Source organism: Sphingomonas sp. Ell38C01 (assembly GCF_055231975.1).
On the sequence record NZ_JBUYVA010000001.1, the window covers coordinates 507,961 to 521,476 of the forward strand.

Here is a 13,516-nt window from a genome sequence, read left to right on the forward strand (position 1 = left end):
ACTCGCCTCGCAGAGCGCATCGCGCCGCGCGATGTTGTCCGCCGCGGGCGTCGCCTTCTCCGCGGAGGCCGCCCATGTCGACGAGGATGCCGCCAAGGCGTCGCTTGCGCACCTGTCCCCGCGCGACCTGGCCGACGCGCTCGCCGAGCTGAAGGCGCTCAAGGTGTCCGCGCGTCATCCCGGCTATCTGGTCCTCGGCTCGGATTCGGTCGCGGTGCTCGATGACGGGACGATCCTCGACAAGCCGACCTCGCGCGAGGACGCCGCCGACCATCTGTCGCGCATGTCGGGCAAGCGACACGATCTCGTCAGCGCCGCGGTGATCGCGGAGAACGGCCGGGCCGTCTGGCGCATCGTCGATCGCGCGAAGATGGTCGTCCGTCCGCTGTCCCCGGCTTTCATTCAGGCGTATCTGGACGCCGAATGGCCGGCGATCTCCGGATGCGTCGGCTGCTACCGGATCGAGGGGCCGGGTGCGCAGCTTTTCACGCGGATCGACGGCAGCCAGTTCACCGTGCTCGGCCTCCCGCTGCTTCCGGTGCTCGACTATCTGCGCACCCGCGACCATCTCCCCGCATGACCGGCGAAACCCGATGACCAGACCCTATGCCGAGGTGATCGGCGATCCGATCGCCCACTCCAAATCCCCCGCGATTCACCGCTTCTGGCTCGACGCGCTCGGCATCGACGCGGACTACCGCGCCTGCCACGTCGCCCCCGATGCGCTCGCGGGCTATTTTGCCGAACGTCGCGCGGATTCGGCGTGGCGCGGCTGCAACGTCACCGTCCCGCACAAGGTCGCCGCGCTCGACCATGTCGAGGATCGCGGCGACGTCCGCACCTCGATCGGCGCGATCAACACCGTGATCCGCGACGGCGACGCGCTGGTCGGCACCAATACCGACGCCGCCGGCTTCTACGCGCCGATCGCCGACCTCGATCTCGCGGGCCGCCCGGTCGCGGTGATCGGTGCGGGTGGCGCGGCGCGCGCGGTGTTGTTCGCGTTGTCGCGGCTGGGCGTCGGCCGCGTCACGATCCTCAACCGCACGCCGCTGAAAGGGGCCGCGCTCCTCGCCACCTTCGGCCTCAAGGGCGACGCGCTCCCCCTCACTGCCTCGCTCCCCCCCGCTGTGCTCCTCGTCAACACCAGCACGCTCGGCATGGCGGGCCAGCCCCCGCTCGACCTCGACCTGTCACCGCTCCCCCACGACGCACTCGTCTACGACATCGTCTACGCCCCCCTCGAAACCCCCCTCCTCGCCGCCGCCCGCGCCCGCGACCTCGACACCGTCGATGGGCTGGAGATGCTGATCGGCCAGGCCGCGGTCGCGTTCGAGCTCTTCTTCGGTGCCCACCCCCCGCGCGATCGCGATGCCGAACTCCGCGCGCTGCTGACGGCATGACGAAAGTCCTCGGCCTCACCGGCTCGATCGGCATGGGCAAGTCCACCGTCGCCGCGATGTTCGCGGACGAGGGCGTGCCTGTGTTCGACGCCGACGCCGAGGTCCACCGCCTCCAGGGTCCCGGCGGTGCGGTGGTCGCCGCGATCGAGGCACGCTTCCCCGGCACCACCGGCCCCGCCGGGGTCGACCGCGCCACGCTTGGCAGCGCAGTCCTTGGTGACGATGCCGCGATGAAGGCGCTCGAGGCGATCGTCCACCCCGCCGTCGCTCGGGAGCGCGCCGCCTTCCTCGCCGCTCACGCCGAGTCGCCGCTCGTCGTCTTCGACATCCCCCTCCTGTTCGAGACCGGCGGCGAGAAATCGGTCGATACGGTCGCGGTCGTCTCCGCCGCCGCCGACATCCAGCGCGCCCGCGTCCTCGCCCGCCCGGGCATGACGCCCGAAAAATTCGCCACGATTCTCGCGCGTCAGCTCCCCGACGCCGACAAGCGCGCCCGCGCCGATTTCGTGATTGCCACCGACACCCCACCCGACGCGACCCGCGGGCAAGTCCGCCGCGTCGTCGCTTGCCTCTCGCGCGACGAAGGCCGATAACCTCGGCCATGCGGGAAATCGTCTTCGACACCGAAACCACCGGGCTCAGCTTCTCGGGCGGCGACCGGATGGTCGAGATCGGCTGTGTCGAGCTGGTCAACCGCGTCGAAACCGGACGCACGTTCCACGCCTATTACAATCCAGAGCGTGACATGCCGGTCGAGGCGTACAACGTCCACGGCATCTCGGCCGCGTTCCTCTCGGATAAGCCGCTGTTCCACGCGGGCGCCGACGACCTCCTGGAGTTTCTCGGCGACGCACCGCTGATCGCGCACAATGCCGGGTTCGACTTCGGCTTCCTCAACGGCGAGCTGAAGAAGTGCGGGCGCGACATCGTTCACCTGTCGCGGATGACGGACACGCTCCAGATCGCCCGCCAGCGGCATCCCGGCGCCAAGCACACGCTCGACGCACTCTGCTCGCGCTACGGCGTCGATCGCTCGCACCGCGTGCTCCATGGCGCGCTGCTCGACGCACAGTTGCTGTCGCAGGTCTATGTCGAGCTGATGGGCGGACGCCAGATCGGCCTCGGCCTGGTCGCGGACGTCGTGACGGTCGCCACGACCGCACCCGTCGCGATCGCGCCACGCATCGCCCGTCCGCCGCGACGCTTCTGCGCGACCGAGGGAGAATTGGCGGCGCACCGTGCGTTCGTTTCACGGATGGCGTCACCGCTATGGGGCGATCTGGGGGGAAACCCAGGGAGGGCCGACGCGTCCGGTTGACGTGGGGATCGGGTGGGGCCTACGGCCTCGCCCCCAAGCAAGGAGAGTATCTATGGATATCCGGGTATCGGGTCATCAGGTCGAAGTCGGCGACGCGCTGACGCAGCACGTGCAGGACCGCCTCCAGGGTATCGCCGACAAATATTTCTCCCGGGCCATCTCCGCCGACGTCACATTCGGCAAGGGCCCGCACGACAACCGCTTCACTTGCGACATCGTCGCGCACGTAATGCGCGGGCTGGTCCTCAAGGGCCGGAGCGACGGCGGTGAACCGCACCCGACCTTCGAAGGCGCCGCCGCCAAGATCGAGACGCAGCTGCGCCGTTACATGCGCCGCCTGAAGGATCGCCATCAGAACGAGGCCGTCGCGATCGCGGAGACCGGCGCCTACGACAACGGCTTCGACAATGCCGGCTACACGCTGTTCGCCGAACGCACCGACGAGCAGGAAGACGACGCCCCTGACGCACCGCTGATCGTCGCCGAGACGCGCGTCGACGTGCCCGACGCCAGCGTGTCCGATGCGGTGATGATGCTCGATCTGCGCAACACCGCGGCACTGCTGTTCAAGAATTCGGGCACCGGCGCATACAACATGGTCTATCGCCGTGGCGACGGCACGATCGGCTGGGTCGAACCGCAGCGCGCGGCCTGATCCGAGCACGTCCAAAGGACCGCGAATCATCGTGACCCCAGACCTCAGTGACCTGTTGCAGCCGGAGCTCGTGCTCACCGGACTGTCGGTCGGCAACAAGCGCCTGCTGTTCCAGCAGGTCGCCGCCGCCGCTGCTCCGGTGCTCGGCGTCGATGCCCTGCAGGTCGCCGAGGCGCTGGCGGCGCGCGAGAAGCTCGGTTCGACCGGCTTCGGCGGCGGCGTCGCGATCCCGCATGCGCGGATCGCGGGGCTGCCCCGAATCACGGGCGTGTTCGCGCGGCTGGCGCACGGCATCGAGTTCCAGGCGGTCGACGACACGCCGGTTGACATCGCCTTCGTCCTGCTCTCGCCCCCCGATGCGGGCGCGGATCACCTGAAGGCGCTCGCCCGCGTGTCGCGCCGGCTGCGTGATCGCAAGTTCGTCGCCAAGCTGCGCGGCACGGGCTCGCGCGACGCGTTGTGGGCGCTGCTGACCGCGGACGAGGCGCGTGACGCCGCCTGATACGAGCCTCGCGACCGGGGCGGACGCGCATTTTCGCGCACTCGAATCGCTGTACGCACATGCGCCGATTAACGCGTTGTTCGAATCGCGGCTGGAGATCCCCGCCCCCGGCGAGGCACGGATCCGCTTCGTCCTCGACGAGCGCCACTTCCATGCCGCCGGCGCGGTCCACGGCACCAGTTATTTCAAGATGCTCGACGACGCGGCCTTCTACGCCGCCAACAGCCTCGTGACCGATCGCTTCCTGCTGACGACGCAGTTCAACCTGCTCTTCACGCGTCCGCTCGGCCCCGGCCCGGTGATCGCGGAGGGGCGCTGGATCAGCGGCCAGCGTCGCGTCTACGTCGCCGACGCGAGGCTGGTCGACGCAGACGGCGAGGAAGTCGCGCGCGGCACGGGCACCTTCATGCGCAGCCGTATCCCGCTCGCCGGCCTCCCGGGCTACGCGGTCGGGGGGCGATGAGCACGCGCCTCCCCTCGGGGCTGGTCGTCACCGCGCTCCTCCGCCGCGTCAACGATGCCGGCGGAATGGGGATGGTGCGTGCGAAGGGCGATGCGCAGGCCGGCGCGATCCTGATCCTGGCGACCGAGGGTGGCGAGACACGCGTCCTCGAACGCGGCGTCGGCCCCGATGGCGTGGAGGCGCTGATCCGCTCCGGCCCCGCCGACGGCGCCGCGGAATCGCTCGACGACTATTGGCGCCGCCGCCGCGCGCGCGACCCCGATCTGTGGGTTCTCGATCTGGACGTCCCGTTCGCCGAACGGTTCGCCGCTGAAACGATCCTGTCGAATTGACTTGAAACCCCGCCCCGGCAAGGCAGCATTCATCTTCATTCGCGTTGTGCTGGGCCGGGGTGCGATCCCGTCAGTGACGCAGTCGGGGGGGACCCGGCCGGACAAAGCTTGCTCGTTCGCTGCCGTGCAACCACCGCCTTGTATTGACTTCAATGACCGTTTTTCAGCGCGTCGCGTCCTGCGCGGCGATGTGCCTTACTGTTGCCGGGCTGGTTGCCACCAGCACCCCCGGCCTCGCGGCGGACCTGGACCGCACCGCGATCGCGAATCCCGCATCGGGCACCACCGTCATCCCGGCGGTCGCGACTTTCACGAATAACCTCCCGATCGCCTCGCCGGTTCCGCTGCCGTCGCCTAATATCGACGCCGATACCGTCCTCTCCGATGGCGATACCGTCGCCTATCCCACGCTCGATGCCGCGGTCGCCGCGCAGAGCGTCTCCACCGACATCGATGCCGATCTCCGCTGCCTCGCCGGCGCGGTGTTCTTCGAATCGAAGGGCGAGCCGCTCGCGGGCCAGCTTGCGGTCGCCGAAGTCATCCTCAATCGCGCCGCCTCGGGCCGCTTCGGCGACAGCGTTTGCGACGTCGTCACCCAACCGGGTCAGTTCTCGTTCGTCCGCGGCGGCCAGGTTCCCGAGATCAAGGCCACGCGCGCCGACTATCGCACGGCTCTGGCGGTCGCGAAGGTCGCGCTCAACGACGCGTGGGACAGCAGCGCCGGCAAGGCGCTGTATTTTCACGCGCGCCGTGTCGCGCCGGGCTGGCGCCATACCAAGGTCGCCGCGATCGGCAACCACGTCTTCTATCGCTGAGAACCAGGCGGACGGACTTTCCTTCGTTCGCCTAATGTTCTACAAGGGTGTCGATGCTCGCGACCCCGCCTTCCTGCGTCGACGACCCCGTCTCGTCGCTTTGCGCCGCCGATGTCGCGCGGGGCGTCACCCGGATGCTGCTCCGCCACGACCTGACGACGATCGGCGAGGTGCCGCTCGACGGCGGGCGGCGCGCGGACCTGATGGCGATCGACGCGCGCGGCCAGCTCGTCATCGTCGAGATCAAGGTGTCGCGTGCCGACCTGCTCGGCGACGGCAAGTGGACCGACTATCTTGCGCATTGCGATCGTTACTATTGGGCGTTGCCCGCCGGGTTCGACCTGTCACCGCTCGACGGCGCGGCGTTCCTGCCTGATCGCACCGGGGTGATCGTCGCCGACCGCTACGATGCCGCGATCGTCCGCGAGGCACACACGACCCCGCTCCCCGCGCATGTCCGCAAGCGCTGCACCCTGGCCTTCGCCCGGCGCGCCGCACGCCGCGTCACCGCGCTCGTCGATCCCGAAACCGCGATCCTGTTCGCCGGCTGACGGTCACGCCTTACCGCAACACCCGCGCCGCCAGCCCCGCGCAATCCGCATCGCTCGCGGTCGGCCCCTGCTTCCCCGTGATCGCGCGGCCGATCGCCTTGAAGATATTGCCGATCGACTTCACCTCTCTTGGCACCACGATATCCGGCCGGCTGATCGTCCCCGACATCGTCGCCGAGCCCGGCAGCCGCAGCACGCTGTCGCGCTTGGGCGCCCCCGTCAGCCGGATCGCGATGGCCTCGCTCGGAAACGACACCGTTCCTTCCCCGCGCATCTGGCTTTCGGTCGTATCGAGCACCAGCGGATCGACGCGCCCCGTCCCGTTCCGCACGTCGAGCCCGACGATGACGCAGCGCAACCCCGCGCGCTCGTCGTCGCCCGCCGTCAGCGCCCGCCCCGCATCGAACCCCAGCGCGCTCGCGATCTTCGCGGGCAGCGATCCGTCGCGTGCCGCCACGCCGATCCGTCCGGTCGACGCCGCCACCGCTGCGCGAATCGTGTCGCCGCGCCCGACGAGCAGCGCGCGCGCGTCGAGCCGCCCGGTGACCGATCCGCCACCGCCCGCCAGCGCGGCGATGCTGCTGCCTTTCAGCCGCAGATCGAACGTCACCTTGGGAGTAGGAACCCCGCCGCGCTGGTCGACGACGATCCGCCCGGTGATCGTGCCCTGCCGCATCGCGACCCGGGTCAGGTCCGCGGTCAGCCATTGCCGGTCGAGCGTCAGCACACCCTTGGCGTCCGCCAGCGAGGACGGCCCGTCGCGACTGACGATCCGCCCGATCGCAAACGCAATCCGCCCGTCGGTCGTCTTGATCTTCCCGATGTCGATCCGCGTATCCGGGACGACGCGCGGCCCGATCGCGCGCTCCTTCGCCGCCGCCGCCGCCAGCCCCTGATCCGAAGACAGGTCCGCGAAATCGAGCTGGCGCGCTTCGATCGCGCCGTCCAGCTTCGTCCGTCCGGCTGCCTTGCGCACATCGAGCCGACCGGTGAAATCGGATCGTCCGATCCGCCCGCGCAGGTTAGTCAGCCCCCAGTGGTCGCCGTCGCGCCGGATATGGCTGGCGAGCGTCACCGGCTGGGTACGGAACAGACCCGCCTCGATCACCGCGTCGATCCGCTTGAGATCGTCCGCGGAGGCGGTCAGGTCGATCGTCATCGCACCGGTGTCGAGCGGCGCGTCCATCACGCCCTTCGCGCGCATCGTCAGCCGGTCGCCGACGATCGCCGCGGTGAACGGCCACCGCGCATCGCCGCTTGCGGCGATCGACGGCCCCGCCACCGTGACCGTCACGGGCGCGCCACGCACCACTCCCCGGCCGTCGATCCGGAACCCTTCGCGCGCGGTCGATCGAAGCGTGACAGTGAAACTGCGATCCTGCTTGTAGTCGCGATACGAAACGACGGCATTGTCGATCTCGAGCGCGGTCAGCTTGCGGCCGCCGGGGCCCCCGCGCTCCTCGGTCTGTGTCCAGTTCTTGCGCCCGTCCTTCGTACGGACCAGCGCGAGCCGCGCCTTGCCGATCGTCAGCTCGCGCGCTTTGAACTTGCCCATCAGCAGCGGCAGCGCGAGGAACCCCACCGTCGCATCGTCGACCACCGCAAGCTCGCCCGTACCCGCCCAGCGTGGCTGCGGGATCGTCACCCCGGTCAGCTTCAGGATCGGGTGGAAGCCGAAATGGTCGACGCGCTCGATCGCGCCGATCGTCACCGTCCGCCCGAACCGCCGGCTCAACCTGTCCTCCAGCGTGTCCTTGAGGATCCCCCAAGGAAACGCGGCAAGCATGACGAGCAGCAGCGCGATCACGCCCGCGACGATAGCGGCGCCGATCGTCAGGCGGCGGCGGGCGATAGGAGAGAGCATCGGCACGCTTCGGGAGACGCGGGCCGCGACGTTTCGTTCCGGCCCCGTTACACACCCGCTCAGAAGTCGATCGCGATTCCCTTGCTCTCCCAGTCGCCATAGCGCACCGGGTCCTGCCCAAGCGGATCGTGTCGCGGTCGCACGACCGCGCGCGGCGCGGGCACGGGCGTCGTCGGGGTCAGATAGGCGGGCGGCTTCACATGGGGCGGGCGCTGGGACATGGATGTTCCGATCGTGGGGTTGGCTCCCACATCGGCGCTGGAAGGGCAGGGATCAAGTGAACGGCATGACGATGACGACTCCCCGATGAGCATGCGTGGCCCCGATCCGCTCGGCACCGCCGCGCGCCGTGCCGCGCTCCGGCTGCTCGATGCTGTGCTACGGCGCGGCGAGCCGCTCGAATCCGCGCTCGCGCTCGCCACCCGCGCGCTGCCCGGCGGCCCCGATCGCGGGCTCGCGCATGCGATCGCGGCGGAGGTGCTGCGCCGGCTCCCCGATCTCGACGCGCTGATCGATTCGGCGACGAAGCAGCGCTTGCCCGATGACGCCAAGGCGCGGTTCGTGCTGCGCATAGCGCTCGTCCAGCCGCTCGTCCTCGGCACGCCGCCGCACGCCGCGATCTCGACGGTGCTGCCGCTTGTGGATGGCGGCCCGAAGAAGCTCGTCCACGGCGTCTTCGGCACGCTGATGCGCGCGGGCGCAACGCTTCCCAACACTCCGACGCTGCTTCCGGAGGTCGCCACGCGCTGGCAGGCCGCGTGGGGCGACGCGATGGTCGCTGCCGCATCGCACGCGCTTGCGACCCAGCCTCCGCTCGACCTGACGCTCGTCGATCCGGCATGGACCGGGCTGGAGGGCACATCGCTCGCGCCCGCGCATCTCCGGCTGCGCGACGCGGACGCGGTCCCCGACCTTTACGGTTACCGAGACGGCGCGTGGTGGGTGCAGGATATCGCCGCCTCGATCCCCGCCCGCCTGATCGGCCGCGGCGACGGCACCGCGATCGACCTGTGCGCCGCCCCCGGCGGTAAGACGCTCCAGCTCGCTACGACGGGCTGGCAGACCACCGCGATCGACTCGTCCGAAAGTCGCGTGAGACGACTTCGCGAGAACCTCGATCGGGTCGGGGTGAAGCCCCGCATCGTCGTCGCCGACGTGCTCGACTGGGCGCCCGACGCCCCGGCGGACGCGGTGCTGGTCGATGCGCCGTGCAGCGCGACCGGCATCTTCCGCCGCCATCCCGACGTCCTCCACCGCGCAGGCGAAGCGACGATCGCGGAGATGGCGGACGTCCAGACGCGCATCCTCGCGCGCGCTGCGGACTGGGTGAAACCCGGCGGCCGGCTCGTCTTCGCCACCTGCTCGCTCGAACCGCGCGAGGGCGAGGACCAGCTCGCGCGCTTCCTGACGAACCGTCAGGACTATGCGGTCGAGCCCCCGGTCGCGGGCGAACTGCCCGAAGGCATCGCCGCGCACCCCGACGGCCATGTCCGCACGCTCCCCGGCACGCTTGCCGATGAAGGGGGCTGCGACGGCTTCTTCGTCGTCCGCCTGCGCCGCCACGCTTCCGCCTGAGGCAATCGCGCGCTAGGGAAGGGCGATGCAGAAGCCCGTCCGCATCGCCCCGTCGATCCTCTCCGCCGATTTCTCCAGGCTGGGCGAGGAGATCCGTGCGATCGACGCGGCCGGGGCGGACTGGATTCATGTCGACGTGATGGACGGGCATTTCGTCCCCAACATCTCGATCGGCCCCGCGGTGGTGAAGGCGATCCGCCCGCACACGACGAAGCCGCTCGACGTCCACCTGATGATCTCGCCCGTCGACGCGTATCTCGATGCGTTCGCGGAGGCCGGCGCGGACACGCTGACCGTCCATCCGGAGGCGGGCCCCCACATCCACCGCTCGCTCCAGCACATCAAGTCGCTCGGCAAGCGCGCGGGCGTCGTCCTGAATCCCGGCACCCCGGCCAAGATGCTCGATTACCTGATCGACATGGTCGACCTGGTGCTGGTGATGAGCGTCAACCCCGGCTTCGGCGGGCAGAGCTTCATCCCCAGCCAGTTGAAGAAGATCGCCGCGATCCGCAAGATGATCGATGCGTCAGGGCGCGACATCGATCTCGAGGTCGATGGCGGCGTCGACGCGACCACCGCGCGCCAGTGCATCGAGGCGGGTGCCGACGCGCTCGTCGCGGGCACCGCCACCTTCCGCGGCGGGCCGGACGCCTATGCCGCGAACATTCGCGCGATCAGGGGCGGATGAGCGCGGCGGGCGACCACGACACCGAACCGCAGGACGGTATCGAGCAGGGCAAGCGGCTGATGCGCGTCGGCGGCGACAAGGGCCTGTCGCTCGCGGATCGACTGTCCGAACGCCTCCACCGGCTGACCTGGCGGACTCCGATCCACACGATGCGTCTCAAGGGCCGCTACCCGCTCAAGCTGATCGCGGTGCCCGACGATCCGATCGTCGGCGACGTTCGCCGCGGGCAGGCGCTGCTCGGGGGCCAGCTCCATTATCGCGGCACCACGCGCGAGATCGGCGCGCTCGACTATGCGCGGCCCGACGCGCCCGCGCCGTTCGTCGATTACCTCCACAGCTTCGCCTGGCTGCGCGACCTGTCGACCGTCGCCACCCGTGCGCAGGGCGCGCCCGTCGCCGAGGACCTGATGGCGCGCTGGCTTCAGGTCCACAGCGAGAAGGTGACCCCGCTCGCGTGGCGCCCCGATCTGTGGGGCCGGCGGCTGCTGTTCTGGACCGCGCATGCGCCGCTGATCCTGTCGTCGACCGATCTCGTCTATCGCTCGCGCGTCCTCAACGCGATCGCGCGCGGCGCGCGACATCTGGAGCGCGGCGCGGACAAGGCGCCACCGGGGCCGCAACGCATCGCGGCCTGGGCCGGGGTGACCGTCGCCGGGCTGCTGATCCCAGGCGGCGATCCGCGTAAAGGTTTCGGCGAGGCCGGCCTGGCCCGCGCGCTCGCGACGGGGATTTTCGACGATGGCGGCGCGGTCAGCCGCGCGCCGCAGGCGCTGCTGGACACGATCGAGATCCTCGCGATGCTTCGCGAAACCTATGCCGCGCGCCGGCTCGACCTGCCCGATGCGGCGCAACTGGCGCTCGCGCGGATGGTCCCCGCGCTGCTCGGCACCTGTCACGGCGATCGTGCGCTGTCGAGCTGGCAGGGTGGGGGGCCGGTCGCCGCGGAGCGCGTTGCAGAGATCGTCGACGCGTCGGGAATCCGCACCCGCCCGCTGCGCCAGGCGCGTGACTGGGGCTATCAGCGGCTTGCCGCCGGTCCCGCGGTCGTCATCGTCGATGCCGCCCCGCCCCCCGTCGCACGCGTGGTGGAGGGCGGATGCGCCTCGACGCTGGCGTTCGAGTTCTCCGATGGCGATCAGCGGATCGTCGTCAATTGCGGCGGTGCGCGCGCCGCGGTCGCGCAACTCCCGCCGGCGATGGCGGAGGGGCTGCGGACCACCGCCGCGCACTCGACGCTGACGGTCGGCGATTCGAACAGCACCGCGATCCATGCCGACGGCACGCTGGGCCGCGGCGTCGGCGAGGTCGAGCTGAGCCGGCAGGAATCGGACGCCGCCAGCCGGATCGAGGCGAGCCATGACGGCTATGTCCGCCGCTGGGGCTTCGTCCACCGTCGCCAGCTGTTGCTGACCGGCGACGGGCGCGAGCTGCGGGGCGAGGATTCGCTGCTGCCGCAGGGGCGCAAGCGGCGTGCGGGCGCGACCCCGTTCGCGATCCGGTTCCATCTCGGCCGCGGCGTGCAGGCGTCGGCGACCGCGGACGGCATGGCCGCGATCCTCCGGCTCCCCGGCGGCGCACTCTGGCAGTTCCGCTGCCGCGGCGGCGCGCTCGCGATCGAGGACAGCGTGTGGATCGATGGCGAAGGCCGCCCGGTCGGCACGCAGCAGCTCGTCGTCTCGGGCGAGGCCGCGGCGGGTGGCGCCAGCATCAGCTGGGCCTTGAAGCGCGCGAAGTGAACGCTAAAGCCTCGCGCATCCCTCCCTTGCCGAGAGCTTCCGCATGACCACGATCCCGATCCGCCGCGCGCTCCTCTCGGTGTCCGACAAGACCGGGCTCGTCGATCTCGCGCGGGCGCTCGCCGACAAAGGCGTCGAACTCGTCTCGACCGGGGGCACCGCGAAGGCGATCCGCGATGCCGGGATCCCGGTACGCGACGTATCCGATCTCACCGGCTTCCCCGAGATGATGGACGGCCGCGTCAAGACGCTCCACCCGATGGTCCATGGCGGCCTTCTCGCGGTGCGCGACGACCCCGCGCATGCAAAGGCGATGGCGGATCACGGCATCGGCGCGATCGACCTCGTCATCGTCAATCTCTACCCCTTCGCGCAGACCGTCGCCAAGGGCGCCGCGCGTGACGAGATCATCGAGAATATCGATATCGGCGGCCCCAGCATGGTCCGCTCCGCCGCGAAGAACCACGCGTATGTCGCGATCGTCACCGATCCCGCCGACTATCCGCTGGTCGCGACCGGAGAAACCGATCTGGCGACCCGCAAGCGTTTCGCCGCCAAGGCCTATGCCGCGACCGCGGCGTATGACGGGATGATCGCGGGCTGGTTCGCGCATGACGACCAGCAGGAGGCGTTCCCGGCAACGCTCGCGCTCTCGCTCACCCGCGGCGACGCGCTGCGCTACGGCGAGAACCCGCACCAGGGTGCGGCCTTCTACACCACCGCCGGCGCCACCACGCGCGGCATCGGGCAGGCGCGGCAGGTGCAGGGCAAGGCGCTCAGCTACAACAACTACAACGACGCCGATGCCGCGCTCGAACTGATCGCCGAGTTCCGGGATGCGGAGCCCTCGGTCGTCATCGTCAAGCACGCCAACCCGTGCGGCGTCGCGACCGCCGCCACGCTCGCCGAAGCGTATGAGGCGGCGTTCGCGTGCGATACCGTCTCCGCGTTCGGGGGGATCATCGCGGTCAACCGCCTGCTCGACCGCGCGACCGCGGAGGCGATCACCGCGATCTTCACCGAAGTCGTCGTCGCGCCCGATGCCGACGACGAGGCGCTGGCGCTGTTCGCCGCCAAGAAGAACCTGCGCCTGCTGCTCACCGGCGACCTGCCCGACGCGACGCGCGCGGGGCTGACCGCGAAGTCGATCGCGGGCGGCTGGCTCGTCCAGTCGCGCGACGCGGGCGTGCCCGGCGAGCTGACCGTAGTCACGAAGCGCCAGCCGACCGCGCAGGAACTCGCCGACTGCCGCTTCGCCTGGACCGTCGCCAAGCACGTCAAGTCGAACGCGATCGTCTACGCGAAAGACGGCGCGACCGCGGGCGTCGGTGCGGGGCAGATGAACCGTCTCGAATCCGCACGGATCGCCGCTTGGAAGGCGAAGGATGCCGCAGACAAGGCGGGCTGGGACACGCCCCGCACGATCGGTTCCGCGGTCGCCTCCGACGCGTTCTTCCCCTTCGCCGACGGCCTGCTCGCCGCGGTCGAGGCGGGGGCGACCGCGGTGATCCAGCCCGGCGGCTCGATCCGCGACGCCGAGGTGATCGCGGCGGCGGACGAGGCGGGCCTCGCGATGGTCTTCACAGGGATGCGCCACTTCCGGCATTGATCGGA

General features: G+C 70.2%; 16 protein-coding genes. 14 read left to right on the top strand and 2 right to left on the bottom strand.

What is annotated here, in order from left to right; all coding sequences use genetic code 11:
* Positions 1-31 precede the first annotated feature (31 nt).
* From ACV7NO_RS02435 to ACV7NO_RS02480, 10 genes are all read left to right on the top strand, one after another.
* Complete coding sequence (locus tag ACV7NO_RS02435) at positions 32-580, top strand: Maf family protein (protein WP_463404444.1); 549 nt, start codon at positions 32-34, stop codon at positions 578-580.
* Between the two features lie 13 nt (positions 581-593).
* The gene (locus tag ACV7NO_RS02440; RefSeq protein ID WP_463404445.1) at positions 594-1,403 is read left to right on the top strand and encodes a shikimate dehydrogenase family protein; all 810 of its coding nucleotides are present in this window, start codon (positions 594-596) and stop codon (positions 1,401-1,403) included.
* Positions 1,400-1,996: a dephospho-CoA kinase gene (gene coaE, locus ACV7NO_RS02445; protein ID WP_463404446.1), complete on the top strand. Its 597-nt coding sequence runs from the start codon at positions 1,400-1,402 to the stop codon at positions 1,994-1,996. Before ACV7NO_RS02440 ends, coaE begins: the two co-directional genes overlap by 4 nt.
* 8 nt (positions 1,997-2,004) lie before the next feature.
* A complete protein-coding gene (gene dnaQ, locus ACV7NO_RS02450; RefSeq protein WP_463404447.1) occupies positions 2,005-2,721 on the top strand; it encodes a DNA polymerase III subunit epsilon in 717 nt (238 codons plus the stop codon).
* Between the two features lie 52 nt (positions 2,722-2,773).
* Positions 2,774-3,376, top strand: a complete 603-nt coding sequence (hpf, locus tag ACV7NO_RS02455) for a ribosome hibernation-promoting factor, HPF/YfiA family (RefSeq protein WP_463404448.1) — start codon at positions 2,774-2,776, stop codon at positions 3,374-3,376.
* Between the two features lie 31 nt (positions 3,377-3,407).
* Positions 3,408-3,878: a PTS sugar transporter subunit IIA gene (locus tag ACV7NO_RS02460; protein ID WP_463404449.1), complete on the top strand. Its 471-nt coding sequence runs from the start codon at positions 3,408-3,410 to the stop codon at positions 3,876-3,878.
* A complete protein-coding gene (locus tag ACV7NO_RS02465) occupies positions 3,865-4,341 on the top strand; it encodes a PaaI family thioesterase (protein ID WP_463404450.1) in 477 nt (158 codons plus the stop codon). The genes ACV7NO_RS02460 and ACV7NO_RS02465 overlap by 14 nt, the downstream gene beginning before the upstream one ends.
* Positions 4,338-4,673, top strand: coding sequence for a DUF1491 family protein (locus ACV7NO_RS02470; RefSeq protein WP_463404451.1), 336 nt, complete (start codon positions 4,338-4,340; stop codon positions 4,671-4,673). The genes ACV7NO_RS02465 and ACV7NO_RS02470 overlap by 4 nt, the downstream gene beginning before the upstream one ends.
* Positions 4,674-4,825: 152 nt before the next feature.
* Positions 4,826-5,488: a cell wall hydrolase gene (locus tag ACV7NO_RS02475; RefSeq protein WP_463404452.1), complete on the top strand. Its 663-nt coding sequence runs from the start codon at positions 4,826-4,828 to the stop codon at positions 5,486-5,488.
* A gap of 53 nt (positions 5,489-5,541) precedes the next feature.
* The gene (locus ACV7NO_RS02480) at positions 5,542-6,039 is read left to right on the top strand and encodes an MmcB family DNA repair protein (RefSeq protein ID WP_463404453.1); all 498 of its coding nucleotides are present in this window, start codon (positions 5,542-5,544) and stop codon (positions 6,037-6,039) included.
* Positions 6,040-6,049: 10 nt separating this feature from the next.
* On the opposite strand, the gene ACV7NO_RS02485 is transcribed toward ACV7NO_RS02480, so the two are convergent.
* Together ACV7NO_RS02485 and ACV7NO_RS02490 are read right to left on the bottom strand one after the other, a co-directional pair.
* Complete coding sequence (locus ACV7NO_RS02485) at positions 6,050-7,903, bottom strand: AsmA family protein (protein WP_463404454.1); 1,854 nt, start codon at positions 7,901-7,903, stop codon at positions 6,050-6,052.
* Between the two features lie 59 nt (positions 7,904-7,962).
* On the bottom strand, positions 7,963-8,124 hold the full coding sequence (locus ACV7NO_RS02490; RefSeq protein WP_463404455.1) for a DUF1674 domain-containing protein: 162 nt from the start codon (positions 8,122-8,124) through the stop codon (positions 7,963-7,965).
* An 85-nt stretch (positions 8,125-8,209) separates the two neighbouring features.
* Here ACV7NO_RS02490 and ACV7NO_RS02495 point away from each other — a divergent pair, with 85 nt between their 5' ends.
* From ACV7NO_RS02495 to purH, 4 genes are read left to right on the top strand one after another with little or no spacing between them, the layout of a single operon-like run.
* Positions 8,210-9,478: an RsmB/NOP family class I SAM-dependent RNA methyltransferase gene (locus ACV7NO_RS02495; RefSeq protein ID WP_463404456.1), complete on the top strand. Its 1,269-nt coding sequence runs from the start codon at positions 8,210-8,212 to the stop codon at positions 9,476-9,478.
* Positions 9,479-9,503: 25 nt separating this feature from the next.
* Complete coding sequence (gene rpe / locus ACV7NO_RS02500) at positions 9,504-10,166, top strand: ribulose-phosphate 3-epimerase (protein ID WP_463404457.1); 663 nt, start codon at positions 9,504-9,506, stop codon at positions 10,164-10,166.
* Positions 10,163-11,902 carry a heparinase II/III family protein gene (locus ACV7NO_RS02505; protein ID WP_463404458.1) on the top strand — a complete coding sequence of 580 codons (1,740 nt, stop codon included), beginning with the start codon at positions 10,163-10,165 and terminating at the stop codon, positions 11,900-11,902. Before rpe ends, ACV7NO_RS02505 begins: the two co-directional genes overlap by 4 nt.
* Positions 11,903-11,945: 43 nt before the next feature.
* Positions 11,946-13,511, top strand: a complete 1,566-nt coding sequence (gene purH, locus ACV7NO_RS02510; RefSeq protein ID WP_463404459.1) for a bifunctional phosphoribosylaminoimidazolecarboxamide formyltransferase/IMP cyclohydrolase — start codon at positions 11,946-11,948, stop codon at positions 13,509-13,511.
* Positions 13,512-13,516: the final 5 nt, after the last annotated feature.

Bases quoted from the DNA above. Each gene is read 5' to 3' on its own strand.
- ACV7NO_RS02435 (WP_463404444.1), top strand. From the start codon at position 32: ATGTTGTCCGCCGCGGGCGTCGCCTTCTCCGCGGAGGCCGCCCATGTC.
- ACV7NO_RS02440 (WP_463404445.1), top strand. From the start codon at position 594: ATGACCAGACCCTATGCCGAGGTGATCGGCGATCCGATCGCCCACTCC.
- coaE (WP_463404446.1), top strand. From the start codon at position 1,400: ATGACGAAAGTCCTCGGCCTCACCGGCTCGATCGGCATGGGCAAGTCC.
- dnaQ (WP_463404447.1), top strand. From the start codon at position 2,005: ATGCGGGAAATCGTCTTCGACACCGAAACCACCGGGCTCAGCTTCTCG.
- hpf (WP_463404448.1), top strand. From the start codon at position 2,774: ATGGATATCCGGGTATCGGGTCATCAGGTCGAAGTCGGCGACGCGCTG.
- ACV7NO_RS02470 (WP_463404451.1), top strand. From the start codon at position 4,338: ATGAGCACGCGCCTCCCCTCGGGGCTGGTCGTCACCGCGCTCCTCCGC.
- ACV7NO_RS02475 (WP_463404452.1), top strand. From the start codon at position 4,826: ATGACCGTTTTTCAGCGCGTCGCGTCCTGCGCGGCGATGTGCCTTACT.
- ACV7NO_RS02480 (WP_463404453.1), top strand. From the start codon at position 5,542: ATGCTCGCGACCCCGCCTTCCTGCGTCGACGACCCCGTCTCGTCGCTT.
- ACV7NO_RS02485 (WP_463404454.1), bottom strand. From the start codon at position 7,903: ATGCTCTCTCCTATCGCCCGCCGCCGCCTGACGATCGGCGCCGCTATC.
- ACV7NO_RS02490 (WP_463404455.1), bottom strand. From the start codon at position 8,124: ATGTCCCAGCGCCCGCCCCATGTGAAGCCGCCCGCCTATCTGACCCCG.
- ACV7NO_RS02495 (WP_463404456.1), top strand. From the start codon at position 8,210: ATGAGCATGCGTGGCCCCGATCCGCTCGGCACCGCCGCGCGCCGTGCC.
- rpe (WP_463404457.1), top strand. From the start codon at position 9,504: ATGCAGAAGCCCGTCCGCATCGCCCCGTCGATCCTCTCCGCCGATTTC.
- ACV7NO_RS02505 (WP_463404458.1), top strand. From the start codon at position 10,163: ATGAGCGCGGCGGGCGACCACGACACCGAACCGCAGGACGGTATCGAG.
- purH (WP_463404459.1), top strand. From the start codon at position 11,946: ATGACCACGATCCCGATCCGCCGCGCGCTCCTCTCGGTGTCCGACAAG.